The 25,738-nt window shown below is 64.5% G+C and carries 24 protein-coding genes and 1 pseudogene; 11 read left to right on the top strand and 14 right to left on the bottom strand.

Annotated elements, in window-relative coordinates; genetic code table 11:
* Positions 1 to 99 precede the first annotated feature (99 nt).
* A complete protein-coding gene (locus ACK4OE_RS18975; RefSeq protein ID WP_409887017.1) occupies positions 100 to 1,233 on the top strand; it encodes an ABC transporter permease in 1,134 nt (377 codons plus the stop codon).
* 58 nt (positions 1,234 to 1,291) lie between these two features.
* Here the strand turns inward: ACK4OE_RS18975 and ACK4OE_RS18980 are convergent, their stop codons facing one another.
* Positions 1,292 to 2,566 carry an amidohydrolase family protein gene (locus ACK4OE_RS18980; protein ID WP_409887063.1) on the bottom strand — a complete coding sequence of 425 codons (1,275 nt, stop codon included), beginning with the start codon at positions 2,564 to 2,566 and terminating at the stop codon, positions 1,292 to 1,294.
* A gap of 125 nt (positions 2,567 to 2,691) precedes the next feature.
* Between ACK4OE_RS18980 and ACK4OE_RS18985 the strand changes: the two genes are divergently transcribed.
* Positions 2,692 to 3,084 (top strand): VOC family protein, encoded by a 393-nt coding sequence (locus ACK4OE_RS18985; RefSeq protein ID WP_409887019.1) that lies wholly within the window; start codon positions 2,692 to 2,694, stop codon positions 3,082 to 3,084.
* 17 nt (positions 3,085 to 3,101) lie between these two features.
* On the opposite strand, the gene ACK4OE_RS18990 is transcribed toward ACK4OE_RS18985, so the two are convergent.
* From ACK4OE_RS18990 to ACK4OE_RS19015, 6 genes are all read right to left on the bottom strand, one after another.
* Positions 3,102 to 3,575 (bottom strand): hypothetical protein, encoded by a 474-nt coding sequence (locus tag ACK4OE_RS18990; protein ID WP_409887021.1) that lies wholly within the window; start codon positions 3,573 to 3,575, stop codon positions 3,102 to 3,104.
* Positions 3,572 to 4,495: an ABC transporter permease gene (locus ACK4OE_RS18995; RefSeq protein ID WP_409887023.1), complete on the bottom strand. Its 924-nt coding sequence runs from the start codon at positions 4,493 to 4,495 to the stop codon at positions 3,572 to 3,574. The genes ACK4OE_RS18990 and ACK4OE_RS18995 overlap by 4 nt, the downstream gene beginning before the upstream one ends.
* 114 nt (positions 4,496 to 4,609) lie before the next feature.
* On the bottom strand, positions 4,610 to 5,671 hold the full coding sequence (locus ACK4OE_RS19000; protein ID WP_409887025.1) for an ABC transporter permease: 1,062 nt from the start codon (positions 5,669 to 5,671) through the stop codon (positions 4,610 to 4,612).
* 24 nt (positions 5,672 to 5,695) lie between these two features.
* Positions 5,696 to 7,240, bottom strand: coding sequence for an ABC transporter ATP-binding protein (locus ACK4OE_RS19005; RefSeq protein ID WP_409887027.1), 1,545 nt, complete (start codon positions 7,238 to 7,240; stop codon positions 5,696 to 5,698).
* Between the two features lie 198 nt (positions 7,241 to 7,438).
* Positions 7,439 to 8,407: a 5'-methylthioadenosine/S-adenosylhomocysteine nucleosidase gene (locus ACK4OE_RS19010; RefSeq protein ID WP_409887029.1), complete on the bottom strand. Its 969-nt coding sequence runs from the start codon at positions 8,405 to 8,407 to the stop codon at positions 7,439 to 7,441.
* Between the two features lie 229 nt (positions 8,408 to 8,636).
* Positions 8,637 to 9,647 (bottom strand): BMP family protein, encoded by a 1,011-nt coding sequence (locus ACK4OE_RS19015; protein WP_409887031.1) that lies wholly within the window; start codon positions 9,645 to 9,647, stop codon positions 8,637 to 8,639.
* Positions 9,648 to 9,901: 254 nt separating this feature from the next.
* Between ACK4OE_RS19015 and ACK4OE_RS19020 the strand changes: the two genes are divergently transcribed.
* Positions 9,902 to 10,378 (top strand): hypothetical protein, encoded by a 477-nt coding sequence (locus ACK4OE_RS19020; protein WP_409887033.1) that lies wholly within the window; start codon positions 9,902 to 9,904, stop codon positions 10,376 to 10,378.
* Between the two features lie 60 nt (positions 10,379 to 10,438).
* On the opposite strand, the gene upp is transcribed toward ACK4OE_RS19020, so the two are convergent.
* From upp to ACK4OE_RS19045, 5 genes and pseudogenes are all read right to left on the bottom strand, one after another.
* Positions 10,439 to 11,083, bottom strand: coding sequence for a uracil phosphoribosyltransferase (gene upp, locus ACK4OE_RS19025; RefSeq protein ID WP_409887035.1), 645 nt, complete (start codon positions 11,081 to 11,083; stop codon positions 10,439 to 10,441).
* Between the two features lie 180 nt (positions 11,084 to 11,263).
* A complete protein-coding gene (locus ACK4OE_RS19030) occupies positions 11,264 to 12,256 on the bottom strand; it encodes a threo-3-hydroxy-L-aspartate ammonia-lyase (protein WP_409887037.1) in 993 nt (330 codons plus the stop codon).
* Positions 12,257 to 12,480: 224 nt separating this feature from the next.
* Complete coding sequence (locus ACK4OE_RS19035) at positions 12,481 to 13,329, bottom strand: enoyl-CoA hydratase-related protein (protein ID WP_409887039.1); 849 nt, start codon at positions 13,327 to 13,329, stop codon at positions 12,481 to 12,483.
* Between the two features lie 168 nt (positions 13,330 to 13,497).
* Complete coding sequence (locus ACK4OE_RS19040; protein ID WP_409887041.1) at positions 13,498 to 14,295, bottom strand: glycine-rich domain-containing protein; 798 nt, start codon at positions 14,293 to 14,295, stop codon at positions 13,498 to 13,500.
* Between the two features lie 264 nt (positions 14,296 to 14,559).
* Positions 14,560 to 16,086, bottom strand: a pseudogene (locus ACK4OE_RS19045) (helicase HerA-like domain-containing protein).
* A gap of 157 nt (positions 16,087 to 16,243) precedes the next feature.
* On the opposite strand from ACK4OE_RS19045, the gene ACK4OE_RS19050 reads away from it, so the two are divergent.
* From ACK4OE_RS19050 to rng, 7 genes are all read left to right on the top strand, one after another.
* Positions 16,244 to 16,963 carry a YebC/PmpR family DNA-binding transcriptional regulator gene (locus ACK4OE_RS19050; protein ID WP_409887043.1) on the top strand — a complete coding sequence of 240 codons (720 nt, stop codon included), beginning with the start codon at positions 16,244 to 16,246 and terminating at the stop codon, positions 16,961 to 16,963.
* Between the two features lie 115 nt (positions 16,964 to 17,078).
* The gene (gene purD, locus ACK4OE_RS19055; RefSeq protein ID WP_409887045.1) at positions 17,079 to 18,374 is read left to right on the top strand and encodes a phosphoribosylamine--glycine ligase; all 1,296 of its coding nucleotides are present in this window, start codon (positions 17,079 to 17,081) and stop codon (positions 18,372 to 18,374) included.
* Positions 18,374 to 19,354, top strand: a complete 981-nt coding sequence (gene hemF, locus ACK4OE_RS19060) for an oxygen-dependent coproporphyrinogen oxidase (protein ID WP_409887047.1) — start codon at positions 18,374 to 18,376, stop codon at positions 19,352 to 19,354. The genes purD and hemF overlap by 1 nt, the downstream gene beginning before the upstream one ends.
* A 194-nt stretch (positions 19,355 to 19,548) precedes the next feature.
* Positions 19,549 to 20,436, top strand: a complete 888-nt coding sequence (gene rsfS / locus ACK4OE_RS19065) for a ribosome silencing factor (RefSeq protein WP_409887050.1) — start codon at positions 19,549 to 19,551, stop codon at positions 20,434 to 20,436.
* Between the two features lie 56 nt (positions 20,437 to 20,492).
* On the top strand, positions 20,493 to 20,960 hold the full coding sequence (gene rlmH / locus ACK4OE_RS19070) for a 23S rRNA (pseudouridine(1915)-N(3))-methyltransferase RlmH (RefSeq protein ID WP_409887052.1): 468 nt from the start codon (positions 20,493 to 20,495) through the stop codon (positions 20,958 to 20,960).
* A 101-nt stretch (positions 20,961 to 21,061) separates the two neighbouring features.
* Positions 21,062 to 21,676 carry a Maf family protein gene (locus ACK4OE_RS19075; RefSeq protein ID WP_409887054.1) on the top strand — a complete coding sequence of 205 codons (615 nt, stop codon included), beginning with the start codon at positions 21,062 to 21,064 and terminating at the stop codon, positions 21,674 to 21,676.
* Between the two features lie 27 nt (positions 21,677 to 21,703).
* Positions 21,704 to 23,194 carry a ribonuclease G gene (gene rng, locus ACK4OE_RS19080; protein ID WP_409887056.1) on the top strand — a complete coding sequence of 497 codons (1,491 nt, stop codon included), beginning with the start codon at positions 21,704 to 21,706 and terminating at the stop codon, positions 23,192 to 23,194.
* A 23-nt stretch (positions 23,195 to 23,217) separates the two neighbouring features.
* Here rng and ACK4OE_RS19085 read toward each other — a convergent pair whose 3' ends face one another.
* On the bottom strand, positions 23,218 to 23,826 hold the full coding sequence (locus ACK4OE_RS19085; RefSeq protein WP_409887057.1) for a glutathione S-transferase family protein: 609 nt from the start codon (positions 23,824 to 23,826) through the stop codon (positions 23,218 to 23,220).
* 90 nt (positions 23,827 to 23,916) lie between these two features.
* Here ACK4OE_RS19085 and ACK4OE_RS19090 point away from each other — a divergent pair, with 90 nt between their 5' ends.
* On the top strand, positions 23,917 to 24,870 hold the full coding sequence (locus ACK4OE_RS19090) for a helix-turn-helix transcriptional regulator (RefSeq protein ID WP_409887059.1): 954 nt from the start codon (positions 23,917 to 23,919) through the stop codon (positions 24,868 to 24,870).
* 16 nt (positions 24,871 to 24,886) lie between these two features.
* Here ACK4OE_RS19090 and ACK4OE_RS19095 read toward each other — a convergent pair whose 3' ends face one another.
* On the bottom strand, positions 24,887 to 25,597 hold the full coding sequence (locus ACK4OE_RS19095; protein ID WP_409887061.1) for a response regulator: 711 nt from the start codon (positions 25,595 to 25,597) through the stop codon (positions 24,887 to 24,889).
* Positions 25,598 to 25,738: the final 141 nt, after the last annotated feature.

Consider the following 25,738-nt stretch of genomic DNA (forward strand, 5'->3'; position numbering starts at 1 on the left):
GCCTGCAAGACCTCCAGGCCGAGTTCTGGCCCATGCTGGTGGCGGTGCCGGTCATCGTCGGCGCTGCGATTGCGCTCCTCAAAAAGCAGGAGACCTGACATGGCGTTGAGAGGTCGGTGGTCCAACATCTTCAGGCTGGGTATCAAGGAGCTGTGGAGCCTGTGGCGTGACCCGGCCATGCTGTTCCTCATCGTCTACACCACCACGTTGGCGGTGTACTCGGCGGGCATGGCGCAGCCTGAGACGCTGTACCACGTGCCCATTGCCATCGTGGACGAGGACGACTCGGCGCTGTCCCGGCGTATCGCCACGGCGTTTTATGCGCCCCAGTTCACACGCCCCGCCATGATCAGCATGCGCGAGGTAGACCCGTTGCTGGATGCTGGCCGCTTCACGCTGGTGCTGCATATTCCCGCCCATTTCCAGCGCGACGTGCTGGCGGGCCGGGTGCCGCAGGTGCAGCTCAACATCGACGCCACGCGCATGGGGCAGGCGTTTGCGGCCAACGGGGCGGTGCAGCAGATTGTGCAGCTGGAGGTGGCGGAGTTCGTGCAGCGCGACCGCACCGTGGCCGAGCAGCCCATCGAGCTGACGGTGCGTGCGCGCTTCAACCCGGCGCTGAACCCCGCGTGGTTCGGCTCGCTCATGGAGCTGATCAACATCGTGACCATGCTCTCCATCATCCTCACCGGCGCCGCGCTGATCCGCGAGCGCGAGCACGGTACGGTGGAGCATCTGCTGGTGATGCCCGTCACCCCTGGCGAGATCATGCTGGCCAAGGTCTGGGCCATGGCGCTGGTGGTGCTGGTCGCTACCTGGGTGTCGCTCACGGCGGTGATCCGCTGGGCGATTGGGGTGCCCATCGAAGGCTCGGTGCCACTGTTCTTGCTAGGGGCTACGCTGCACCTGTTTGCCACCACGTCCATGGGCATCTTCATGGCCACCGTGGCGCGCAGCATGCCGCAGTTTGGGCTGCTGATGGTGCTGGTGATGATGCCGCTGCAGATGCTGTCGGGCGGCGTCACCCCGCGCGAAAGCATGCCGCTGTGGGTGCAGTACGGCATGGCGCTGGCGCCCACGACGCACTTCACCGAGCTGGCCCAGGCCATTCTCTACCGGGGTGCGGGCTGGGCGGTGGTGTGGCCGTCGCTGGTGTGGCTGCTGGGGATTGGCGCGGTGCTGTTCAGCCTGGCGCTGGCGCGGTTTCGCAAGACGATTGCGCGGATGGCGTAGATGCTTGCAATGCTATTGAATATGTAGCTGGTCGCGCTTATTGGATAAGCGCTAGAGGCTAATTTGACGTGAAATTCACGCTTTCAGGTCGCCCTGGCAGGTGCAGTTGCGCTACCGGCGCTGGGCTGCTGGCCACCCGCCGGCCACGCCGCCACACGCCCAGCCGCGCGGCGCGCAGGCGGATCGCGTCCACCGGGTTGCGCGCATGCAGCAGCACCAGGTCGGCATGGCAGCCGGGGGCGATGCCATAGCCTTCCAGCCCCAGCAGGCGCGCGGGGTTCACCGTCACCGCGTCAAAACACTGCCGCATCGCCGCCTGGCTCGTCATCTGCCCCACATGCAGGCCCATGTGCGCGGCCTCCAGCATGTCGGCGCTGCCGCCGCTGTACCAGGGGTCCAGCACGCAGTCGTGGCCAAACGCGACCGTGAGGCCTGCGGCCATCAGCTCGGGCACGCGGGTCATGCCACGGCGCTTGGGGTAGGTGTCGTGGCGGCCCTGCAGCGTGATGTTGATGAGCGGGTTGGCCACCACGCCCAGGTCGGCCTCGGCCATCAGCGGGATGAGCTTGCTCACGTAGTAGTTGTCCATGCTGTGCATGGAGGTCAGGTGCGAGCCTGTGACGCGGCCGTGCAGGCCCAGGCGCTGGGTTTCAAAGGCCAGGGTTTCTACATGGCGTGAATGCGGGTCGTCGGACTCATCGCAGTGCATGTCCACGCGTTTGCCACGTTCGGCGGCCAGCTCGCAGAGGATCCTCACACTCTCGGCCCCCTGGGCCATGGTGCGTTCGAAGTGCGGAATGCCGCCCACCACGTCCACGCCCATGTCCAGCGCGCGTTTCAGGTTATCCAGACCGCCGGGCGCGCGCAGCACGCCGTCTTGGGGGAAGGCCACCAGTTGCAAATCCAGGTACGGCGCCACGCGCTGCTTCACATCCAGCAGGGCCTGCACGGGCAGCAGGCTTTCGTGGCTGGTATCCACGTGCGAACGGATCGCCAGCAGCCCGCGCGCCACGGCCATGTCGCAATACCGCAGGGCGCGTTCGACGATGGCGTCATGCGTAAGGCTGGGCTTGAGCTCGCCCCATACCGCAATGCCCTCCAGCAGCGTGCCACTTTCGTTCACACGCGGCTGGCCGTAGCTCAAGGTCGAGTCCATGTGGAAATGCGCGTCCACAAACGGGGGGCTGACCAGCAGGCCTGCAGCATCCACCGTTTCGTGCGCTGGAGCTTGCAGGCCTTCGGTCACTTCGATGATGCGGCCGTCCTGCACGGCGATGGACATGTTCTGGCGGCCATCGGGCAGGGTGGCGTGTGTGATGAGCAGGTCGAGCATGGCGTGGGCTGTTAGGGTGGTGGTGTCGGGTTTTTTCAAGACGTGAGCGGGTTCTGTGCCTAAGCTCTGGGTCTCGCTGTGCGCATCAAGGTTTCAGCGCATCTATTCTTACAAAGGCAGCTCTCATGCAATTTGGCTACACGATTCTCTACGTCGAAGACGTTCCCAAAACCATCGCTTTTTATGAAGCTGCTTTCGGCTTTGTCCGCCGTTTTGTGCACGAGGCGGGCGACTATGGCGAGCTGGACACGGGCGCCACCGCGCTCGCTTTCTCGTCGCTGCGGTTGATGGCCGAACTGGGCAAGAACCCGCAGCGCGCATCGGCCGACGCACCAAGCTTCGAGATCGCGTTCACGACCCCCGACGTACCCACCGCCGTGCAACGCGCGGTCGATGCCGGTGCGCGGCTGGTTCAGGCGCCGCAGCAGATGCCCTGGGGCCAGACCGTGGCCTACGTGGCAGATATCAATGGCGCGCTGGTGGAGCTGTGCACGCCCATGGGCGCCCCCGGTGCCTGAGTCAGGGGGCCAACGCATCAGCGCCTCTTGTTGGTGCGAAAGCGCACCTCGCCTGGCTTGTGCCCCGCGTCGATGGTGATGCGGAACACGGTGTCGTCGTAGCCGGACTGCGCCCGCGCGGTAAATCGAATACCCCTGCGCGTGGGCTGGCAGTTCATCTGGCTCAGGGTGGTTTCGGCATGGTCGTTGTTGATCTGTTCAAAGGTCGCGGTATGCACCTCGCTGGCGCTGTCGCTTCCATCACGCACGATCCACTGCAGGTACAAGAACGATTGCGCATAACGCGTGGCGTGCACGATGCGGTACACGCCGCGGCCTTCGCCGGACTGCGCGGGCGCGGGCCAGTCTCCGCAGACTTTGATCCAGTCCACATCGGGCGCGGTGGCAAAGGATTCATAGGGCAGATCCATCCCCAGCGCGTGGGCCTGACCGGTGAAGGCCAGAAGTGCACCTGCCAGCCAACGTGCGACGGGCTGACTTGTTTTTGTCATCGCTCCCCCTTGCGATACGGCTTCATCAGCGCCTGCGGATACGCCGCCTTGCGCGCCACCAGCACCAGCGCCAGGATGGACAGCAGGTACGGCAGCATCAAATACACTTGGTACGGCAGCCACGCATCGCCCGCCTGCTGCAGCCGCAGTTGAAGCGCATCGAAGAAGGCAAACAGCAGCGCCCCCAGCAGTGCCTTGCCCGGCCGCCACGAGGCAAACACCACCAGCGCCACGCAGATCCAGCCGCGCCCGTTGACCATGTTGAAAAAGAAGGCGTTGAAGGCCGACAGCGTGAGGAACGACCCCGCCACGCCCATCAGCGCCGAGCCCGCCACGATGGCGCCGGTGCGTGTGGCCGCCACCGAGATACCCTGGCCCTCGGCCGCCTGCGGGTTCTCGCCCACCATGCGCACGGCCAGGCCCAGCGGCGTGCGCAGCAGCACCCAGGCCAGCAGCGGCACCAGCAGCAGGGCCAGCAGCGTGAGCGGGGTCTGTGCCGACAGGATAGGAATGCCCAGCCATTCCATCGGCGCAAACGGATCGATGGTGGGCGGCGTGTTCACCTTGGGGAAGCTCACGCGGTAGCCGTAGTAACTGAGCGCCGTGGCCAGCAGCGTGATACCGAGGCCCGACACATGCTGCGACAGCGCCAGCCCCACCGTCAGCCACGCATGCAGCAGCCCGAAGACCGCTCCGGTCAGCGCTGCCACCAGCACGCCCGTCCACAGCCCGTAGCCCGCATACACCGCCAGCCAGCCGGTGAAGGCGCCTGCGACCATGATCCCTTCAATGCCCAGGTTGAGCACGCCCGCGCGTTCGCACAGCAGCACGCCCAGCGTGCCCAGAATGAGCGGCGTGGCCACGCGCAGGGTGGCGATCCAGAACGCGGGGTTGGCGAGGATGTCGAGCAGTTCGGTCATGTGCCCGCCTCGGTGCTGGTTACTTTGATTTTGATAGCTGCTAGCGCTTGATAGATAAGCGCTAGAGGCCAATTTGGCTTGAAATTTTGGTGCGAGTGCTTGTTCATGGCGCCCTCACTTCCAGCGCACGCGGTATTGGGTGAGCAGCCCCGCCACCAGCACCGCAATCAGCGAGGTCGCAACGATCACATCCGCAATGTAGGTCGGCACGCCTACCGCGCGGCTCATGCTGTCGGCGCCCACCAGCACACCCGCCACAAAGGTGCCTGCCGCAATCACGCCCAGCGGGTGCAGCCCCGCCAGCATGGCGATCACGATGCCGCTGTAGCCATAGCCGGGCGACATGTCGAGCGTTACGTAGCTGGTGCGGCCCGCCACCTCAATGGCACCGGCCAACCCCGCCAGCCCGCCCGAGAGCAAGGCCACCAGCACCACGGTGCGGGTGATAGGCACACCGGCAAACGCCGCCGCCCGTGCGTTGGCGCCTGCTGCTCGGATGTCAAAACCCGGCACGGTGCGCGCCAGCAGCGCCCACAGAATGACCGCCAGCGACACGGCCCACAGCAGGCCGGTGTGCAGCCGCGTCTGCGGCACCAATTTGCTCAGTTCCATGTCGCTTTGCAGCGCCACGCTCTGCGGCCAGCCCATGGAGAGCGGGTCTTTCATCGGCCCGTCGAGCAGGGCCGATACCAAGAGCAGCATGATGAAATTGAGCAGCAGCGTGGTGACCACCTCATCCACCCCCAGCCGCGCTTTCATCAGCGCTGGCCCCAGCAGCAGCGCGGCCCCGGCCAGCGCCGCCGCCAGCATCATGAGTGGGAAGAGCACGTACGGCGTCCATTCCAGCCCTGTGCCGCCATGCATGCCACCCACGGCCACGGCAGCCAGCGCCCCGGCGTAGAGCTGCCCCTCGGCGCCAATGTTGAACAGCCGCGCGCGGAACGCCACGGCGGCCGCCAGCCCGGTCAGGATCAGCGGCGTGGCGCGGGTGAGGGTTTCGGTCAGCGCAAATACCGAGCCGAACGCGCCCTGCAGCAGTAGCGCATAGGTGCGGCCCACGGGCGCCCCGGCCCACAGCACCAGCAGGCCGCTGATGAGCAGCGTGAACACCACGGCGCCCACTGGCGCCAACACGTAGGCGGCGGGGGAAGTGCGGTTGCGTTTTTCGAGTCTCATGAGGTTTGTTATTGTGGATGTCGCTCAGTGGGCAGCACCGGCCATGGCCAGGCCAATGGCTTCGCGTGTCCAGTCTTCTGCGGGCCGCGCCTCGCTCAGCTGCCCATCGTGCATCACCGCCACGCGGTCCCCCAGGGCCAGCACTTCGTCCAGGTCATCTGAAATCAGCAGCACCGCAGCGCCGCCGTCGCGTGCGTTGATGAGCTGCTGCTGCACAAACATCACCGCTCCAATGTCCAGCCCCCAGGTGGGCTGGTGGGCCACGATGAGCTGCGGGGCAGGTGCGGTGTTGCCTGCCGCGTCCTGCGGCGGCGTCAGCGCCCGGCCCAGGATGAGCTTTTGCATGTTGCCGCCAGACAGCGACCGCGCAGGCGCATCCGGCCCGCCGCCGCGTACGTCAAAGGTCTCGGTCACCCGCTGCGCATGCTGTCGTGCAGCGCGGCGCTTGACCCAGAAGGCGCGGAACCACGGGTGTGCAAACCAGGGTCCGCGCAGGCGTTCGGACACGGCGTTCTCCCACACCGGCAGGTCGCCCACCACGCCCACGGCGTGCCGGTCTTCGGGGATGCGGGCGACGCCCTGGTTGACCAACCACGCGGGCCGGGCCTGCAGCGGTGCGCCGCGCAATGTGACCTGGCCTGCGGTGGGCGCGCGCACGCCGCACAGCACATCGGCCAGCGCCACCTGACCATTGCCGCTGACGCCTGCAATGGCCACGATTTCGCCTGCGTGGAGGGTGAGCGACACGTTCTGCAACCGGTCGCGCCCCGTGGGAGCGGTGCTGACGTTGCTCAGGGTGCAGATGGGCTGGCCAACGTTCTTGGCGGGGCGGCGCTCGGCCGCCTCTATCGCATGGCCCACCATCCATTGCGCGAGTTGCCCTTGCGTGGTGCCCTGCGCGGGTGCCTCGGCCACAAGCTTGCCCTGGCGCAGCACGGCCACGCGGTGCGACACGCGCAGCACTTCGCCCAGTTTGTGGCTGATGAAGATGATGGACAGGCCCTGCGCCACCATCTGCGCCAGGGTGTCAAACAACGCCTCGCTTTCCTGCGGGGTGAGCACGGCGGTGGGTTCGTCCAGGATCAGGATGCGGGCGCCCCGGTAAAGCGCCTTGAGGATCTCGACCCGCTGGCGCTCGCCCACCGAAAGGTTGCCCACCTTCGCATCGGGGCTGACCGGCAAACCAAACCGCTGCGACACGGCCAGCAGCTTGGTCCGCGCGCTGCTGCGGCGCGAAAACGGCTGCCACAGCGGCTCGGTGCCCAGCAGCACGTTGTCCAGCACCGTGAGGTTGTCGGCCAGCGTGAAGTGCTGGTGCACCATGCCAATGCCCGCCGCCAGCGCCGCACGCGGCTGGCCCGGGGGCAGGGGCTGGCCGAAGACTTCGATGCTGCCTTCGTCGGCCACGTAGTGCCCGAACAGGATGGACATCAGCGTGGACTTGCCCGCGCCGTTTTCGCCCAGCAGGGCCAGCACCTCGCCGCGTGCCAGGGTCAGGCTGATGCTGTCGTTGGCGACGAGCTTGCCGAAGCGTTTGGTGATGTTGGACAGGCCCAGGACAGGGGACATCTCAGACCTCGACGGTGCCGCGCGCCACCTGCATTTGGCTGTTACTCCCTCTCCCCTTGCGGGAGAGGGCGGGGGAGAGGGGGCGCGGTGTTGGCATCCAACACAGCGCCAGTTTCCACGCTCCCCCTCTCCCCAACCCCTCCCCCGCAAGGGGGGAGGGGCTCCATGCGCGTGGCAAGCAATGGCTGTTCGCCACGGTCACTTCCAGGCCGCCAGAAACGCCTGCAGCACCTTGGCCGAATTGGCAGCCGCCACGCCCATGAAGGTGCCCATCTCGTTCTCACCTTCGCCACCACCGGCCAGGTCGCTCAGCGACCGGAAGGCGATGTACGGCACGCCATTGCTATGCGCCACCATGGCGGTGGCGGCGGTTTCCATGTCCAGCACGTTGGCCTCGAAGGTTTTGAACGCGTATTCGCGGAAGGCCTTGTTGTCCACAAACGCCTGGCCCGTTACGCCGTTGCCGCCCACCACCAGCTGCGGGCGCTGCTTCAGGCAGGTGGCGGCCAGGCAATGCTCCAGGCCCACGTTCTGCAGACTGCGGGCGGTGGCCAGCATCTTCGGGTCGGCTTCGAACCAGAACTTTTTGGTGAGCTTGGGGTTGGCGGCCGACCGAACTTCGACCGGGCGCGGGTGCATCATGCCGAAGGCGGGCATCGTCAGCTCGCTTTTCATCCAGGCGGGGGCGCTGTACTGGCCGGGCTTGTCTTCGCGCGCCATCAGCCATTCCATGTACTGGCCCCACTGCGCGGGCACCGTTACGTCGCCAATGTGTAGGCTGGGGTTGACGCCGCCCGCAATGCCGCTGAAGACCACGTGGCTTACGTTGAAGCGGTCCAGCACCAGCTGCGTGTTCATGGCCGCATTGGTCATGCTGATGCCCGAGAGGAACACCACCACCGGCTTGCCTTCCAGTGTGCCGGTGGTGAATTCCACGCCGTTGATGCTGTGCTTGGCAGGCTGCTGCACCTGGGGCAGCAGCACGGTCAGCTCTGGCGCAAAGGCAGAGATGACGGCGATGCGGGGCGTGTCGTCCAGCCGCACGGTCTTGCCTGCGGGGCTGGATGCACAACCGGCCAGCGCGCCAGCCAATGCCAGTGCTCCCAGCACCCGGGTGAAATGAGCGGCGATGGAGTTGCGCAATAGGGCGGGCGAGGTGGTGGTCATGGGCTTGCCGAGTGGTGACAGTGAAGGGTGGGCACAGACAACGGAAAGGGCCACCGCAGTGAGTGGTGGCCCAGTTATTTATCCCGTTGATTCGTGCTGGATTGGGAGTGGCTGACAAAGCTCAGCGCAGCGGTTCTGGCTAGGCGCTGTGTCGCAGGCAGTACAACAAGTACGACCAACGCCAGGAAAGACAGCAACAACGCCAGAAGAGTTTTGTCATCCACTCCTTTTACTTGGCCGTCGATTTGGGCTGGCTGTCGTCTACCTTCACGGTGAACTTGCCTGCCAGAATGTCGGCCTCTTTGGCCTTGACCTTGGCCACGATGTCTGCGGGCACCTTCTTCTCAAACGTGCCCAGCGGGGCGAGTTCAGAGCCCTTGTGCTTCATCATCGAATACGGGCCGTAGTCCTCGGGCGTGAACTTGCCTTCCTTCACCAGCTTCAGCGCCCGGTCGATGCTGGGCTCCATGTGCCAGATGGCCGATGCCACCACCGTGTCGGGGTACTGCGGCTGGGTGTCGATCACGTTGCCGATGGCGAGCTTGCCCTTCTCTTTGGCGGCATCGCTCACTCCAAAGCGCTCGGCGTAAAGCACATCGGCGCCCTTGTCGATCATGGCGAAGGTGGCTTCTTTGGCCTTCGGTGGGTCGAACCAGCTGTTGATGAAGGTGATGGTGAACTCGACCTTGGGATTCGTCTCTTTGGCGCCCGCCATGAAGGCGTGCATCAGGCGGTTGACCTCCGGGATGGGGAAGCCGCCCACCATGCCGATCTTGTTGGACTTGGTCATGCCGCCAGCGATCATGCCGGTCAGGTACGCGGGCTCCTGGATGTAGTTGTCGAACACGCTGAAGTTGGGTGCCTGCGGCTTGCCGGAGGAACCGAGCAGAAAGGACGTTTTGGGGAAATCCTTGGCCACCTTGCGCGCGGCGGCTTCTACAGCAAAGGCTTCGCCCACGATGAGCTGGTTACCACCCGTGGCGTACTCGCGCATCACGCGCTCGTAGTCGGCGTTACTGACGTTTTCACTGGCCTTGTATTCGATCTCGCCGCGTGCTTCGGCCGCTTTCAGCGCCTTGTGGATGCGGCTGACCCATTGCTGTTCAAAAGGCACCGTGTAGATCGCCGCGACCTTGATCTTGGGCTGTGCTGTGGCTGGCGGTGGTACCAGTGCCAGAGCGGCGGAGAGGAAGACCGAAGCGGTCAGGAATTTGCCGGCGAAAAGACGACGATTGATCATCACGGGTACCTCTTTGGTGCGTTCAAAAGAAGAAGGGGGCAGTGCGTTGCATGTTAAGCAATTAGCGTGCAGAGCGCGAGCACGAAGATGCTTGTCGACTTGGACTCCACTAGCAGCGCCGGAAGAGCAACGCGTGCCCTTAGCCCGAATAAAATGCTCGGCCGCCGAAAGCGGGTTAACTAAACAGAGAGGGATTTGTGAGAATTTTTATTACAGCAGTAGCAGCCATGTCGCTGGTTGGATGTGCCTCGGTAATGAACGAGACGGCCCATGGGGTACGCGTTGAAACCAAGCAAAAGAGTGGGGCCGAGGTCGCGGCTGCCGACTGTGTTGCGACAAACGACTATGGTTCAACGAGCTTCAAGTCGGGCACTACGCAAGCTCTGCGCCGGTCGTCGCAGGACATGACTGTTGTGTGCACCGTTGTCGGTGAGGAACCTGCGAATGGACGCTTGATTTCGCGCCCGAACGCGGCTCTGGCTGGCAACATCCTCGTCGGTGGCGTTATTGGTGCTGTGGTGGACCACAATCGCGGTACTGCTTACACCTATCCCACTTGGGTCGAGCTCGTGTTTGGAGAGTCGCTAGTTTTTGATCGCTCGCTTCAAAAGGGAGATGCCCCGCTTACAGGTCTGGTCGCCGGCTCTGAAGCGGCTAAAGTCAGCGGTCCTGGTCGATCAAGTCCAAATTCACACCAGTGCATGCAGCAGTTGCCTGGGGCAATCTGCTGAGTCGTCGGTCGAGCGAATAAATAGCCTCGTTGAATCGAGGCTATTTATGGCGGAGACTGGCTATTTGGTGCCAAAAATCCGGTCGCCCGCATCCCCCAGCCCCGGCAGGATGTAGCCGTGGTCGCTCAGCTCGCGGTCGATGGCGGCGGTGAATATTGACACGTCCGGGTGGGCCTTTTGCATGGTGGCGATGCCTTCGGGGGCGGCCAGCAGGCAGACAAACTTGATGGAGCGGGGGTTGAGCTTCTTCAAGCGATCAACGCACGCAGCGGCCGAATTGCCGGTGGCCAGCATGGGGTCAACCACGATGATGTCGCGCTCGTCCATTTCTGCGGGCATTTTGAAGTAGTACTCCACGGGTTGCAGCGTGGCGGGGTCGCGGTACAGGCCAATGTGGCCCACGCGGGCGCCGGGCACCACGTTGAGCATGCCGTCCAGAAACCCGTTGCCTGCGCGCAGGATGGACACCAGCACCAGCTTCTTGCCGTCGATCATCTTTCCGGTCATGGTCTCCAGCGGGGTTTCGATCTCCACGTCCTGCAGTGGCATGTCGCGGGTGACTTCATAAGCCATCAGCGTGGAAAGCTCGCCCAGCAGGCGGCGAAAGCTGTTGGTGCTGGCGTCCTTCTTGCGCATGAGCGTGAGCTTGTGCTGGACGAGGGGGTGGGTGATGACGGTGACGTTGTTGTTTGTAGCGGTGCTCATGGCGCGGCCTTTGGTCTGCAGGGGGTGAATGATTAGAAGTGGCGGTATTTTGACGGCACTTCGACCTCTGGGCGTGGAAACTGGAACGGCCTGAAGCCAGTGGCCCCGCGGAACCGGCTTTGCCGGGCCACTGGCGTCGTCCGCTAGATGGGAAGGCGCCGAAGGCGACTCAGGGGGGGGTTAGTCCGCCAGAAACCGCGAGTAGCGGGCCAGGTCCACATTGCCGCCGCTGATGATGATGCCCACCCGCTCGCCCTGCAGCAGCTTGGCACCATCGTCCTCGCCCGAGAATGCCTGCACGCCCGCAAACGCGAGGGCGCCTGTGGGCTCGACGACGAGCTTCATGCGTTCGGCAAAGAAGCGCAGGGCCTCGATCAACTGTTGGTCGCTGACGGTAATGATGTCTTCGGCGTGGTCACGGATGATGGGGAAGGTGAGCTCGCCCAGCGCCTGGGCCTGCGCGCCATCCGCTATGGTTTGGGGAAGGGCGATGCGTACGATATGCCCGGCGCGCAGCGACTGTTGGGCGTCGTTGGCGGTTTCGGGTTCGACACCGATCACCTTGCAGCGCGGCGCCAGGGCCTGGGCTGCCAGCAGGCTGCCGGACAACAGGCCGCCGCCACCCAGGCAGACGAAAAGGTAGTCCAGGTCCGGCACCTCTTGCAGCAGTTCCAGCGCGGCGGTGCCCTGGCCCGCAATGACATGGGCATGGTCGAACGGGGGCACCAGCGTCATGCCACGCTCGCGCGCAAGTTGCTGGCTGATGGCCTCGCGGTCTTCGGTGTGGCGGTTGTAGGTGACGACCTGGGCGCCGTACTCGCGCGAGGCGGCCATCTTGGAGTGGGCGGCGTCTTCGGGCATAACCACTAGTGCGGGCATGTCGAGAAGTCGTGCCGACAGTGCAATGGCCTGCGCATGGTTGCCGGCAGAGAAGGTAAGCACGCCACCCTTGCGCTGCTCATCACTGAACTGGGCCAATGCGTTGTACGCGCCGCGAAACTTGAAGGCTCCCGTGCGCTGCAGGTTCTCGCACTTGAAGAACAGCTTGGCGCCCAGGCGCTCATCCATGTGCGCGCTGCGCTTTACGGGTGTGCGGTGCGCGACGCCGGAGAGTCGTTCGGCGGCGGCGACCACGTCTTGGTAGGTGGGCGGGGTGAGGCTGGGCAAGGTCATGGGTGGCGTCCCTGGGTGCCGGGGCGCACGTTGGCCCCGGTTGCCCCATGATAGCCCCTTGCCGCAATGTTTCAAGCAAAAATAGCCTCTAGCGCTTGTGTGGTAAGCGCTAGCAGCTATGAATTTTGACGTTGGCTGCTGTGCGGCGCTGCCAATGGCATGGTGGCCTGCCGTAGGTCTGGCGCAGATTTACCAGCAGACCTACTGGCGCGTTGGCACGCGGCTCAACCCAGCTCGCTGAACCGCTGCAGCGGCGTCAGCGGTGGGAAGTCGCCCGTGCGTTTTTGCTTCATCGCCGCAACCGATTCGCGCACATGCTGGTTGCTCCAGATGGCGCCCTGCAGCCAGCCCATCTGGCGCAGGCTGTCTTCTACCGAATGGTCGCGCGCGTAGTTCACGGCCTGCTTGGTGCCCCAGATGGCGACGGGGGGTTTGGAAGCAATCTCTTGCGCGCATTGCAGGGCGGCGGCCAGCATGGCCTCTTGGGTGTCGAACACCTCGTTGACCAGGCCGTAGCCCAGTGCCTTTTGCGCGGGCAGCCGGCGACCGGTATAGGCGAGCTCTTTGACCACGCCCAGCGGGATCAGCTTGGGCAGGCGCTGCAGCGTGCCCACGTCAGCCACCATGCCGATGTTGATCTCCTGGATGCAGAAGAACGCATCTTGCGTGGCATAGCGGATGCAGCCTGCGGTGACCATGTCCACCGCGCCGCCAATACAGCCGCCGTGGATCGCCATGATGACGGGGATGCGCAGGTTGTCGATGTGGGTGAAGGTGGTCTGCATGTCGGTCAGCAGGTCAAAGATGGCGGCGCGGCCCTCGGGGCTTTGGTCATCCATGGTGATGGCGCCGCTAAACGTCTCCAGCGCCATGCCCGCGCTGAAGTGCTTGCCGGTGCTGCTGATGACCAGCGCCCGTGCCTCGCCTGCCTGGTGCAGGTGGGCCAGCACCGCATCCAGCTCGCGCCAGAAGGTGGGGTGCATGGTGTTCATGGCCTCGGGCTTGTTCAGCACCAGATGGGCCACATGGTCGTTGATGCCGAGGGTGAAACAGGTGAGTGCGGGGGTGTTCATGGGGTGCCACTTTAGACCCGCTGCCGTGTGCCGGGTCGTCGCGTGGGTGACTTTGGGTAATTTTGGCCTCTAGCGCTTGTCCATAAAGCGCTGGAAGCTATGAAATAAGGAGCATTTTTTGTCAGCCGACCCGCCCAGCACTGGCGGATGACGGCTCCAGCCAGGTACTCAATCGCCACCGCCGCCGCAGCCGCCACCATCTCCGCCCCCGTCACCACCACCGTCGGAGCTGTCGGCCCCGCCAAAATCCCCCGAGCTGCCACTGTGGCTGCCGTCCGAAAAGCTGGTGCCGCAATGGCCCCCGCCGCAGCCGCCCCCGTCGCGTTGCCGGTCCAGGATGGAGCAGTCGGGCACATACGTGAAGCCGTTGGGGATGGCGAACTTGGCATCCAGGGCAAACAGCAGCGGCAGGCGGCTGGGGGACTTCGGGTCGATGGATTCCTCCTTGCAGGCCCAGTACCAGGCGCGGCGCAGGCCGTCGTTGTTCCGGGCTCTTTTGCCCAGTGCCTCGGCGGGGGTGTGGTGCAGAAAAAAGCCCAGCGCGTTGTGGCACCAGCTTCTGTAGGCCTGGGTGTGCAGGATGAACTCGTGCCACAGCGCATCGACCGCGCGGGACGGCATGGCCACAAACTGCCTGTTGCTGCGCAGGCAGGCCAGGAAGAACTGGCGCAGCCCGCGTTCCACCAGTTCGCAGTCGCGCACGCTCAGGTGCGGGTAGGTTTCGCGCAGCTTTCGCTGCAGGAAGCGGGGCAGGGGGGCTTCGCGGATAGTGCGCTGACGCACCGCCCGGGTCCACTGCCTGGCCAACGTGGTGATGATGACGGTGGCCACTGCATACAGCACCCACACCCCTTTGAGGCGCCAGGCCCCGGCAAAAATACCGCCGACAGCCGCCACCCATGCCGCGATGGCCAGCAGCATCACCTTGTCGCCCAACCGCAGCAGTACCTGTTCGAATCGTTTCATCGCCCCTCCTTTTTGTTGTTGTGTATGGCGATTTCACGACGGATTTGTGACTAATTGGTGACTGTTTTATGGGGTGTGGTGAGTTCGTTACGAGGTGGTTTTGCAGGGGGTGGCGGGGCGAAAATAGAGGTTTGCGCGGCTTCACGCGCCTGTGTTAGCACGGGGCAGGCGCGGGTCTCAGCGGACGACATCGCCCGCCCCCCCGCCCCCCCGCATCCCGCATCCCGCATCCCGCATCCCGCGATCCAGCCAGGTCGGCAGCGGTCAGCGGCGTTTACTGCCACCAAAGATGCTGCCCAGCACCCCGCGCAAGATCTCTTTGCCCAGCGAGGTGCCCATGGTGCGCACGGCCGACTTGGCCATGGTTTGGGCCAGGCCGTCGCGTTTGCCGCCGCGCGGGCCGGTGCTGCCAAACAGCACGTCGTTCAGCCCGCCCATCAAGCCACCACCGCTGTTGTCTGCTGTGTTGCCAGGCGTGCCTTTGCTGCCGTTGGCAGGCGCCTGCGCACTGGCTTCGGCGGCGCGGCCCTTGAGTTTTTAGGAGGCTGATTCGCGGTCCACGGTCTTTTCGTACACACCTGCCACCAGCGAGCTGGCCACAAGCACCTGGCGCTGCTGCGGCGTGATGGGCCCCAGCTGGCTGCCGGGCGGTAGCACAAACACGCGCTCAGTCACGCTGGGGCGGCCCTTGGCGTCCAGAAAGCTCACCAGCGCCTCGCCCACGGCCAGTTCGGTGATGGCTGTTTCAATATCGAGGCCCGGCTTTTGCCGCATGGTGGTGGCCGTGGCCTTCACCGCCTTCTGGTCACGCGGGGTAAAGGCACGCAGCGCGTGCTGCACGCGGTTGCCCAGCTGGGCCAGCACGCTATCGGGGATGTCGAGGGGGTTCTGCGTGACGAAATACACGCCCACGCCCTTGGATCGCACGAGGCGCACCACCAGCTCGATGCGCTCAACCAGCACCTTGGGCGCCTCGTTGAACAAGAGGTGGGCCTCGTCGAAGAAGAACACGAGCTTTGGCTGCTCCGGGTCTCCAATTTCGGGCAGTTGCTCGAACAGCTCAGACAGCATCCACAGCAAAAACGTGGCGTACAGGCGCGGCGAGTTCATCAGCTTGTCGGCCGCCAGGATGTTGATGACACCGTGGCCGTCCACCGTCTGCATAAAGTCGCTGATGTCGAGCATTGGCTCGCCAAAGAAGTCTGAGCCGCCTTGCTGCTCGATCTGCAGCAACCCGCGCTGAATGGCGCCCACGCTGGCGGCGCTCACGTTGCCGTATTCGGTGGTGAATTCTTTGGCGTTGTCACCCACGTACTGCAGCATGGCGCGCAGGTCTTTGAGGTCCAGCAGCAGCAGGCCGTTGTCGTCGGCAATCTTGAACACCAGGTTGAGCACGCCTAGCTGAGTTTCGTTCAGGTTGAGCATGCGGCCCAGCAGCAGGGGGCCCATGTCCGACACGGTGGCGCGCACCGGGTGGCCTTGCTCGCCAAAAACGTCCCACAGCGTGGTGGGGCAGGCCAGGGGCGTGGGGAGGTCGAGCCCACGCTCCTTGAGTACGGCCGCCAGCTTGTCGCCAATCTTGCCGGGCTGGCTCGCGCCGGTCAGGTCGCCCTTCACATCGGCCATGAACACTGGCACGCCAATGCGCGAGAAATTTTCGGCCAGGGTCTGCAGGGTCACCGTCTTGCCGGTGCCGGTGGCGCCGGTGATAAGCCCGTGGCGGTTGGCCAGGCCCGGTAGCAGGTGGCATTCGGTGGTGTCGTGCTTGGCAATCAGGAGGGGTTCGGCCATGGCGGAGGTTCCGGGTGAAGGCAAAAGTAGGACTTGCGCAAACAAGGATGCACAAACCGCGTATCACAGAGCAGGCTTCTTGCCTGATCCCGATTTGCGTAAGTCGTAAAAAGTAAAATCGCGGGCAGTAGATTAAATCAATACAAAAGGACTTCCCGTGGCAGGACACAGCAAATGGGCGAATATCCAGCACCGCAAAGGGCGGCAGGATGAAAAACGCGGCAAGATCTGGACCCGCATCATTCGCGAAATCACCGTAGCTGCACGTTCGGGTGGCGGCGACCTGTCTGCCAACCCCCGTTTGCGTCTGGCGGTGGACAAGGCCAAGGCGGCCAACATGCCCGCCGACCGCATCAAATACAACATCGACAAGGCCACGGGCAATGCCGAAGGCCTGACCTACGAAGAAATCCGCTACGAAGGTTATGGCATTGGCGGCGCCGCCATCATGATCGACACCATGACCGACAACCGTGTGCGCACCGTGGCTGAAGTGCGCCACGCGTTCAGCAAACACGGTGGCAACATGGGCACCGAAGGTTCGGTGGTGTTCCAGTTCAAGCACTGTGGCCAGCTGATTTTTGCCCCTGGCACCAGCGAAGACAAGGTGATGGAAGTGGCGCTGGAGGCGGGCGCCGAAGACGTGGTGACCGACGACGACGGCGCTGTGGAAGTATTGACCGCCCCGGCCGACTTCGAAGCGGTGAAGAACGCCCTGGAAGCCGCAGGCCTGGTCCCCGAACTGGCCAATGTGACCATGCGTGCTGAAAACACCATCGAATTGACGGGCGACGACGCCGCCAAGATGCAAAAACTACTGGATGTGCTGGAAGACCTGGACGACACGCAAGAGGTTTATCACAACGCGGCGCTGTGACTCTGCGCCGTTGGACCAGTGCTTTTTTTCTTGTTCTGACACGTTTTTCGACTGATATTTCTCCGAACCCCGCCCAGCAGCGCAGCGCTGCGGGCCGGGTTCACCAAAGGTTCCTATGAAAGTACTTGTGATTGGTGGCGGCGGCCGTGAACACGCGATGGCGTGGAAACTGAGCGAGTCCCCCAAGGTGACCAAGGTGTATGTGGCGCCCGGTAACGGTGGCACGGCCTTGAACTCCAAGCTCGAAAACGTGGCCATTACCGACGTGCGTGAACTGCGCCTGTGGGCCCAGGCCGAGAAGATTGCGCTGACGGTGGTGGGCCCCGAGGCGCCGCTGGCTGCTGGCGTAGTGGATGAGTTCCGAGCCAACAGCATGCGCATCTTTGGGCCCACAAAGGCCGCTGCCCAGCTTGAAAGCTCCAAGGCCTTCTCCAAGGCCTTCATGCGCCGCCACGGTATCCCCACGGCCGACTACGACACCTTCACCGACCCGGCTGCGGCCCACGCTTTTGTGGACCGGCTGGGTGCCCCCATCGTCATCAAGGCCGACGGCCTGGCCGCTGGCAAGGGCGTGGTGGTGGCCATGTCGCTGCAAGAAGCCCACGATGCGGTGGACTTCATGCTGGTGGACAACAAGTATGGCGTGACGCACAACGAAGGCGCAGATGGGAAGGCAGAGCCGCGTGTGGTGATTGAGGAATTCCTTGAAGGCGAAGAAGCTTCCTTCATCGTGTTGTGCGACGGCAAGAATGTGGTGGCCCTGGCCACCAGCCAGGACCACAAGCGCCTGAAAGACGGCGACGAAGGCCCCAACACCGGCGGCATGGGTGCATATTCGCCCGCGCCTGTGGTCACCGCCGATGTGCATGCCCGCGCCATGCGCGAGATCATCTTGCCCACGATCCGTGGCATGGAAAAAGACGGCATTCCCTACACCGGCTTTCTGTATGCCGGCCTGATGATCGACGCCAAGGGCCATCCCAAGACGCTCGAATTCAACTGCCGCATGGGCGACCCCGAGACGCAGCCCATCCTCATGCGCCTGAAAAGCGATTTCTGCGACGTGATGGGCGCTGCGGCCGATGGCAAGCTCGACCAGATCGAGCTGCAGTGGGACCGCCGAACTGCGCTGGGCGTGGTCATGGCCGCTCACGGCTATCCCGAAGCCCCGCGCAAGGGCGACACGATCACCGGCCTGCCTGTTGAGGCGGATGACGCCGTGGTGTTCCATGCGGGCACGCAACTCAAGGATGGCGTGGTCAGCGTGACCGGCGGCCGCGTGCTGTGTGTGACCGTGCTGGCCGACAGCGTCAAGCAGGCGCAGCAACGCGCTTACGACGTGGCGCGTGGCATCCAGTTTGATGGCGCCCAGTACCGCCGCGACATCGGCTTCCGTGCACTGAAAAGCTGATGGTAGACGCTCAGACCTTGAACCCTGCCGACACCGTGGCCCGTGTGCGCAGCTACCTGCAGGGCCTGCAGGCGCGCATCACCGATGCGCTCGAAGCCGTGGAAGGCCCGCAAGGCGAGGGCGGTACGCGCTTTCTGGCCGACGCCTGGAGCAAGCCGCCCGGCGAGCCTCTGCAAGGCGATGGCATCACGAAAATCCTTGAGGGTGGCCGCGTGTTCGAGCGCGCGGGCTGTGGCTTCAGCCATGTGCGCGGCCCCCAGTTGCCGCCCTCGGCCACGCAGCACCGGCCCGAGCTTGCGGGCGCACCGTTTGAGGCCATGGGCGTGTCGCTGGTGTTCCACCCACGCAACCCGTACGTGCCTACCGTGCACATGAATGTGCGCATGATTGCTGCAGGCCACCCGGGGCAAACGCCCACTTGCTGGTTTGGCGGCGGCATGGACCTCACGCCGTACTACGGCTTTGAAGAAGACGCGGTGCACTTTCACCGCACTTGCCGCAATGCGTTGGCACCCTTTGGCGACGACAAGTACCCGCGCTTCAAGCAGTGGTGCGACGAATACTTCTACCTCAAGCACCGCAGCGAGCAGCGCGGAGTCGGCGGTGTGTTCTACGACGACTTCTCGGAGCTGGGCTTTGACCAGAGCCTGGCGATGACGCAGTCGGTGGGCGATGCCTTTCTGGGCGCCTACCTGCCCATCGTGGAAAAGCGTCAAAACCTGCCGTATGGCGAGCGCGAGCGCGATTTCCAGCTCTACCGCCGGGGCCGCTATGTCGAATTCAACCTGGTGTGGGACCGGGGCACGCACTTTGGCCTGCAGTCGGGTGGGCGCACCGAGTCCATTTTGTTGTCAATGCCACCGCTGGTGTCGTGGTCGTACCAGCGTTCTGATGCGGCGGATTCGGCTGAAGCCGATCTTACGCAGCGATTTTTAGTGCGGCGCGACTGGTTGGCCAACGGGGCCGCAACCACTGCCTGAAGGGCGTGAAAAGCGCAAAAGCTATAATTTCAATAGCTGCCCGCGCTTTTCACACAAGCGCAAGAGGCCAAAAACACCTCAAATTGCCGCAGCGCCCAAGCGCAACACCGGCGCAACACCCAAGGCGCAGCCCTATTGGTTGAGCGCTGCGTTGCACGCTATATTGATTCCATTTCCTCTCTAATCACTGCCTGATGACCACCTCCACCAAATCGGAAACCGCCGCCAAAAAAGACGTCACCAAACTCCAGCGCGCCATCGTCGATGGACTGGAGGACGTCAAGGCGCAAGACATCCAGGTCTTCAACACCGAGCATCTCTCGCCGTTGTTTGAACGGGTGATCGTGGCATCGGGCACCTCCAACCGCCAGACCAAGGCCCTTGCCGCCAGCGTGCGCGACGCGGTCAAGGAAGCGGGCTTTACCAAGCCGCGCATCGAAGGTGAAGACAATGGCGAATGGATCATCGTGGACTGCGGCGCCGCCGTGGCGCACATCATGCAGCCCGCCATCCGCCAGTACTACCGCCTGGAAGAACTGTGGGGCGACACGCCGGTGCGCCTGAAGCTGGGTGCTGCCAAGCCGGTCTCCAGCGCCGCCACCGAATTGGCTGAAAAGAAGTCGGCTCAGAAGGCTGCCAAGTCGGACGCCAAGGCCGCTGGCAAGGCGCCCGCCAAGAGGGCCGCCGCAGCACCCGCGGTGCCTGCGCGATCGGGCAAAGCCACGGTCAAGGCCGTGGCCAAAACAGCCGCCAAGTCCGCTGCCGCACCAGCCAAGTCTGCTGCCAAGCCTGCAGCCAAGACACCAAAAGCTCCTGCCAAAGCCATCGCCAAGGCCCCAACCAAGGCGCCCGCAAAGAGCAGCAGCACTGCCAAGGCTGCACCGGCCAAAGCAACCGCAAAGCCTGCGACTGCCGCCAAGAAGCCCGCAGCCGCCAAGGCACCGATCAAGACTGTGGTGGTCAAGCCCTCTGCCCCCCGCAGCAAGACGGCTGCAGCCGCCAAGTCGGGTGCCAAGCCAACGACCGCGCGCGGCGGAGCCGCCACCAAGCCCGCAGCCAAGAGGGCGCCAGGCCGCAAGTGATTGCAGCCTCGGCCCATCGACGACCCCACGTACCCGCGCACCGCGCCTGAGTTGCCATGAAGCTGCTGATCGTGGCCGTGGGCCAGCGCGTGCCCGACTGGGCGCAGACGGCGTACGACGACTACGCCAAGCGGTTTCCGCCGGAGCTCAAGGTCGAACTCAAAGCCGTCAAGACCGAACCGCGTGGCTCGAAAACGCTAGAGACGCTCTACGCCGCTGAGCGCGAGCGCATCGAAGCGGCAATCCCGAGGGGCACCCGCGTGGTGGCGCTGGACGAGCGCGGCACCAACCTCACCACGAAGGCGCTGGCCGAGCGCCTGAAGGGTTGGCAACTGGGTGGCGACGATGTGGCGCTGGTCATTGGCGGCCCCGACGGCCTCGACCCCGCTTTTCGCCAGGGCGCGCACGAACGCATTCGCTTGTCAGACCTGACCTTGCCCCATGCCATGGTGCGGGTGCTGCTCATCGAGCAGGTGTACCGCGCCTGGTCGGTGAACGCCGGGCACCCGTACCACCGTGAATGAGGTGCTGCCAAGCGGGTGTGCTGCATGCGTTACTATTTTATTGATAGCTACTAGCGCATGATGGATAAGCGCTAGAGCCGATTTTGACCATAAATCTGTTCATGCCTGACTTCATCTACCTTGCCTCCCAAAGCCCGCGCCGGCGCCAACTGCTCGAACAACTGGGCGTGCGCCACGAACTGCTGCTGCCCAACGTGGACGGCGACGAGGCCGAAGACGCCGAAGCCATCGAGGTGGTGCTGCCCGGCGAAGCGCCCACGGCCTATGTGGATCGCGTGACGGGCCTCAAGCTCGACGCCGCCGTGGCCCGTCACGCGCGCCGGGGTTTGCCCGATGCGCCCATTCTGTGTTCCGACACCACCGTGGCCCTGGGCCGCACCATCTACGGCAAGCCGGACGACGCTGAACATGCTGCGCGCATGCTGGGCGAACTGGCAGGGCATGAGCACCGCGTGCTGACTGCGGTGGCGCTGCAAGTGGGCCCCAAGCGACTATCGGCGCTGTCCGTGTCCCGTGTGACCTTTGCCGCCATGACGCCCGCACAGATCGACGCCTACGTGGCCACGGGCGAGCCACTGGGCAAGGCGGGGGCGTATGGCATCCAGGGCCGGGCGGCGGCCTATGTGGAACACCTGGCGGGCAGCTATTCGGGCATCATGGGTTTGCCCATGTATGAGACCGCCCAACTGCTCCGTGCGGCGGGCTTCTCCGTATAACCCAAAAATCAACAACATCCCAAAGCCATGCAACAAGACATCCTGATCAACTGGTCCCCCCAGGAAACCCGCGTTGCCGTGGTGGAGCATGGCGCGGTGCAAGAGCTGCATGTGGAGCGCACGCTGGAGCGGGGTTTGGTCGGCAATGTCTATCTGGGCAAGGTGTCGCGCGTGCTGCCCGGCATGCAGTCGGCCTTCATCGACATTGGCCTGGAGCGTGCAGCCTTTTTGCATGTGGCCGATGTGTGGCAGCGCCAGCCCGATGGCGAGCCACCCGCGTTTGCCCGCAAGAACGAGCCGCAAGTGCCGATTGAAAAGCAGGTGTTCGAGGGCCAGTCGCTCATGGTGCAGGTTATCAAGGACCCCATCGGCACCAAGGGCGCACGCCTGTCCACGCAGATCAGCATTGCAGGGCGGCTGCTGGTGTTTTTGCCCCAGGACGACCATGTGGGCGTGTCGCAGAAGATTCCGCCCGCCGAGCGCGATGCGCTGCGCGCGCGGCTGCAGGCGCTGGTGGGCGACAAGTCCACGGGCGGTGGTGGCGGCTTCATCCTGCGTACCAATGGTGAGGACTCCACTGACGAAGAATTGGCGGAAGACATCGCCTACCTGCGCAAGACCTGGGCGCGCATCAAGGAGGCATCGCTCAAGCTGCCTGCGGGTTCGCTGTTGCACCAGGATCTTGATCTGCTGCAGCGCGTGCTGCGCGATTTGGTGGGCGATCAAACGCAGACCATCCGGCTCGACTCCATGGAGCAGTTCCAGCGCCTGCGCGCATTTGGGCAGGAATTCATGCCCGCGGCTTACGGCAAGCTGCAGCACTACAAGGGCGAGCGGCCGATTTTTGACCTGTACTCCATCGACGAAGAAGTGGCCAAGGCCCTCGGGCGCCGGGTCGATCTGAAATCCGGCGGCTACCTCATCGTGGACCAGACCGAAGCGCTGACCACCATCGACGTGAACACCGGTGGCTATGTGGGTGCGCGCAATTTTGACGACACCATCTTCAAGACCAACCTGGAAGCCGCCCAGGCCATCGCGCGCCAGCTGCGCCTGCGCAATCTGGGCGGCATCATCATCGTAGACTTCATCGACATGGTGCGGGACGACCACCAGCAGGCCGTGATGTCCGAGTTCAAGAAGCAGCTGGCGCGGGACCGCGTCAAGACCATGTCATCGGGCGGTTTTTCGCAGCTGGGCCTGGTCGAGATGACGCGCAAGCGCACCCGCGAGTCCCTGGCCCACATGCTGTGCGAGCCCTGCGAAGCCTGCCAGGGAAAGGGCAGCGTGAAGACCGCTCGCAGCGTCTGCTACGACATCCTGCGCGAGATCCTGCGCGAAGCCCGCCAGTTCAACCCGCGCGAATTCCGCGTGGTGGCCTCACCGCGCGTGGTGGAGCTGTTTCTGGATGAAGAAAGCCAGCATCTGGCAGGCCTGTCGGACTTCATCAAGAAGCCGATCTCGCTGCAATCCGAGAGCGCGATGGGGCAGGAGCAGTACGACATCGTGCTGCTGTAGCGCCGCCGTTTCTCACTGCCGGTTCAGGCGTCGATCTGCATTGCCGGGCGCGCTTGCACACGCGCCAGCCAGGCCTGCACATGCGGGTGCGCGTTGACCGGCGCGCCCAGGTACACGCTGTAGCCCAACACCGAGCCCACGACCAGGTCCACCAGCGAATAGTCGGCGCCTAGCATCCAGGGCTGCATGGCCAGCCGCGCGTCCAGCAGCGCCAGCAGTTCGTTCAGTCCTCGGATGGCGACTTCGGCATGCACGGGGCTGCGCAGAGCCTCGTCGCCCTGCGTCGCCACGTGCAGGTGCTTGAGGACCGTGCCGTAGGTCACATACGCCCACGTGCACCACGACAACGCCTGCAGCGACTCGGGCGTGCCGGCGGCGGGCCACAGGCCGCGTTCCACACCAAAGCGATTACCCAGCCACAGGTGGATGGCCAGGGCTTCGAACATAGGCGCACCGTCCACCGTCAACGTGGGCACCTTGCCGTTGGGGTTCAGGGCCAGGTATTCCGGGCGGTGCTGTTCGCCTGTGCGGATATCGACCTTGACCCGCTCGTGGGGCACGCCCAGTTCGGTGAGTGCGCAGGCAATGGGGGTGGCACTCGACAGGGGGTGCCAGTACAGGACGATGGACATTGAAAACTCCTTGGGTGGTGGATGGAAGTGACGCCACTGTAGAAGCCATTGCGGACAGTTTCGGTCCGCAATACACCGTACAGTCGCACCATGCTGACCTCATCGACCCGGTTGCTGCGCCTGTTGTCCCTGTTGCAAACCCGCAGCCACTGGGTGGGGCCCGAGCTGGCTGAGCGCCTGGAAGTGCACCCGCGCACGCTGCGGCGCGATGTGGACCGCCTGCGCCAGCTGGGCTACCCGGTGCAGGCCAGCAGCGGCGTGGCGGGCGGGTATGCCTTCCGCGCAGGGCAGGCGCTGCCCCCGTTGCAGCTGGATGATGAAGAAGCCCTGGCCGTATCGATTGCGCTGCGCACGGCCACTGCGGGTGCTGTGGGTGGCATTGAAGAGCCCGCATTGCGCGCACTCGTAAAGCTGGAGCAGGCCATGCCCCTGCGGCTGCGCGAGCAGGTGGACGCCTTGCGGTCCACCATCCTGCCGCTGGACCGCGTCGGCCCGGTGGTGGAGGCCTCATTGCTGGCCACGCTGGCGTCGGCCTGCCGCGACCAGCTGCGGCTCGGTTTCTCGTACGAAGACGGCAAGGGGCGCACCACCCAGCGCTCTGTGGAGCCGCAGGGCGTGGTGCACACCGGCATGCGCTGGTACCTGGTGGCGTGGGACTGCGATCGCAGCGACTGGCGCACGTTTCGCATCGACCGCATGGTGGCAAAGCCGGAAGTCGGCGCGCATTTCGCGCCGCGCCCGGGGCCGGATGGAGGAGACCTCAAGGCCTATGTTTCGCGCTCGATCACCGTGGCGCCGCATGCCGAGCAGGCGCGGGTGGTGCTGCACGCACCTTACGCAGAAATGGCGCGCCGCATTCCGCCCTCGGCGGCCTTGGTCACGGCGCTGGCGGATGGGCAGCGGTGCCAGATGGAATGCGCCGCCAACGATTCGCTGGTGTTTTGGCTCATGGCGCTCAATGTGGAGTTTGAGGTGTTGGCGCCCGCATCGCTGAAGGAGCGGCTGCGCGTGGCGGGGGAGCGGGCTTTGAAGTGCACCGCCTGAAGGCTAAGAACCAGTTCTAGGGCACGAACCGGTACCCAATCCCCGCCTCGGTCACCAGGTGGCGGGGCATGGAGGCGTTTTGCTCCACCTTCTTGCGCAGGTTGGCCAGGTGCACGCGCACGTAGTGCGTGTCTTCGGCATGGCCCGGCCCCCACACGGCCTTGAGTAGTTGCTGGTGGGTGATGACGCGGTCAGGCTGGGAGGCCAGGTGGGTGAGCAGCTTGTATTCAATGGGCGTGAGGTGCAGGGCCTCGCTCTCATGCCCTGTCGTACTGCGCTCCACGGTGCGGCGGGCCAGGTCCACGGTGATGTCGCCGAACTGGATGACGGGCGTTGCCTCCGCACTAGACGGCCGCTGGCTGCGGCGCAGCTGGGCGCGCACGCGGGCCATCAGTTCGCCCGAGCCAAAGGGTTTGACCAGGTAGTCGTCGGCCCCCGCATCCAGGGCCGAGATCTTGCTGGCTTCGGTGCTGCGGGCCGAGAGCACGATGACGGGCATGGCCGACCAGGTGCGCAGGTCGCGGATCAAATCAACGCCGTCGCCATCGGGCAGGCCCAGGTCCAGCACCACCAGGTCGGGGCGGCGGGTGCCCGCCTCGATCAGGCCGCGCTGCAAGGTGGCGGCCTCGTGCACGGTGTGGCCTTCGGTCTCCAGGGTCAGGCGCACAAAGCGGCGGATATCGGCTTCGTCTTCGACGATGAGGATGTGGGTGGGCAGGTCGGTCATGGTGTTTGCGGGGCCGAGGCGTTAAACGTCGGAGTCGGTGCCCAAGTCGGTGGGCGGTGTGCCACGTGGCAGCAGCAGCGTGAAGCGTGCGCCCGCAGGTTGGCCCTGGGCGTTGAGGATGGTATCGCCCCGGATGCTGCC

It is taken from the genome of Acidovorax sp. (genome assembly GCF_046314175.1).
In the GTDB taxonomy this organism is placed as follows: Bacteria; Pseudomonadota; Gammaproteobacteria; order Burkholderiales; family Burkholderiaceae_C; genus Acidovorax.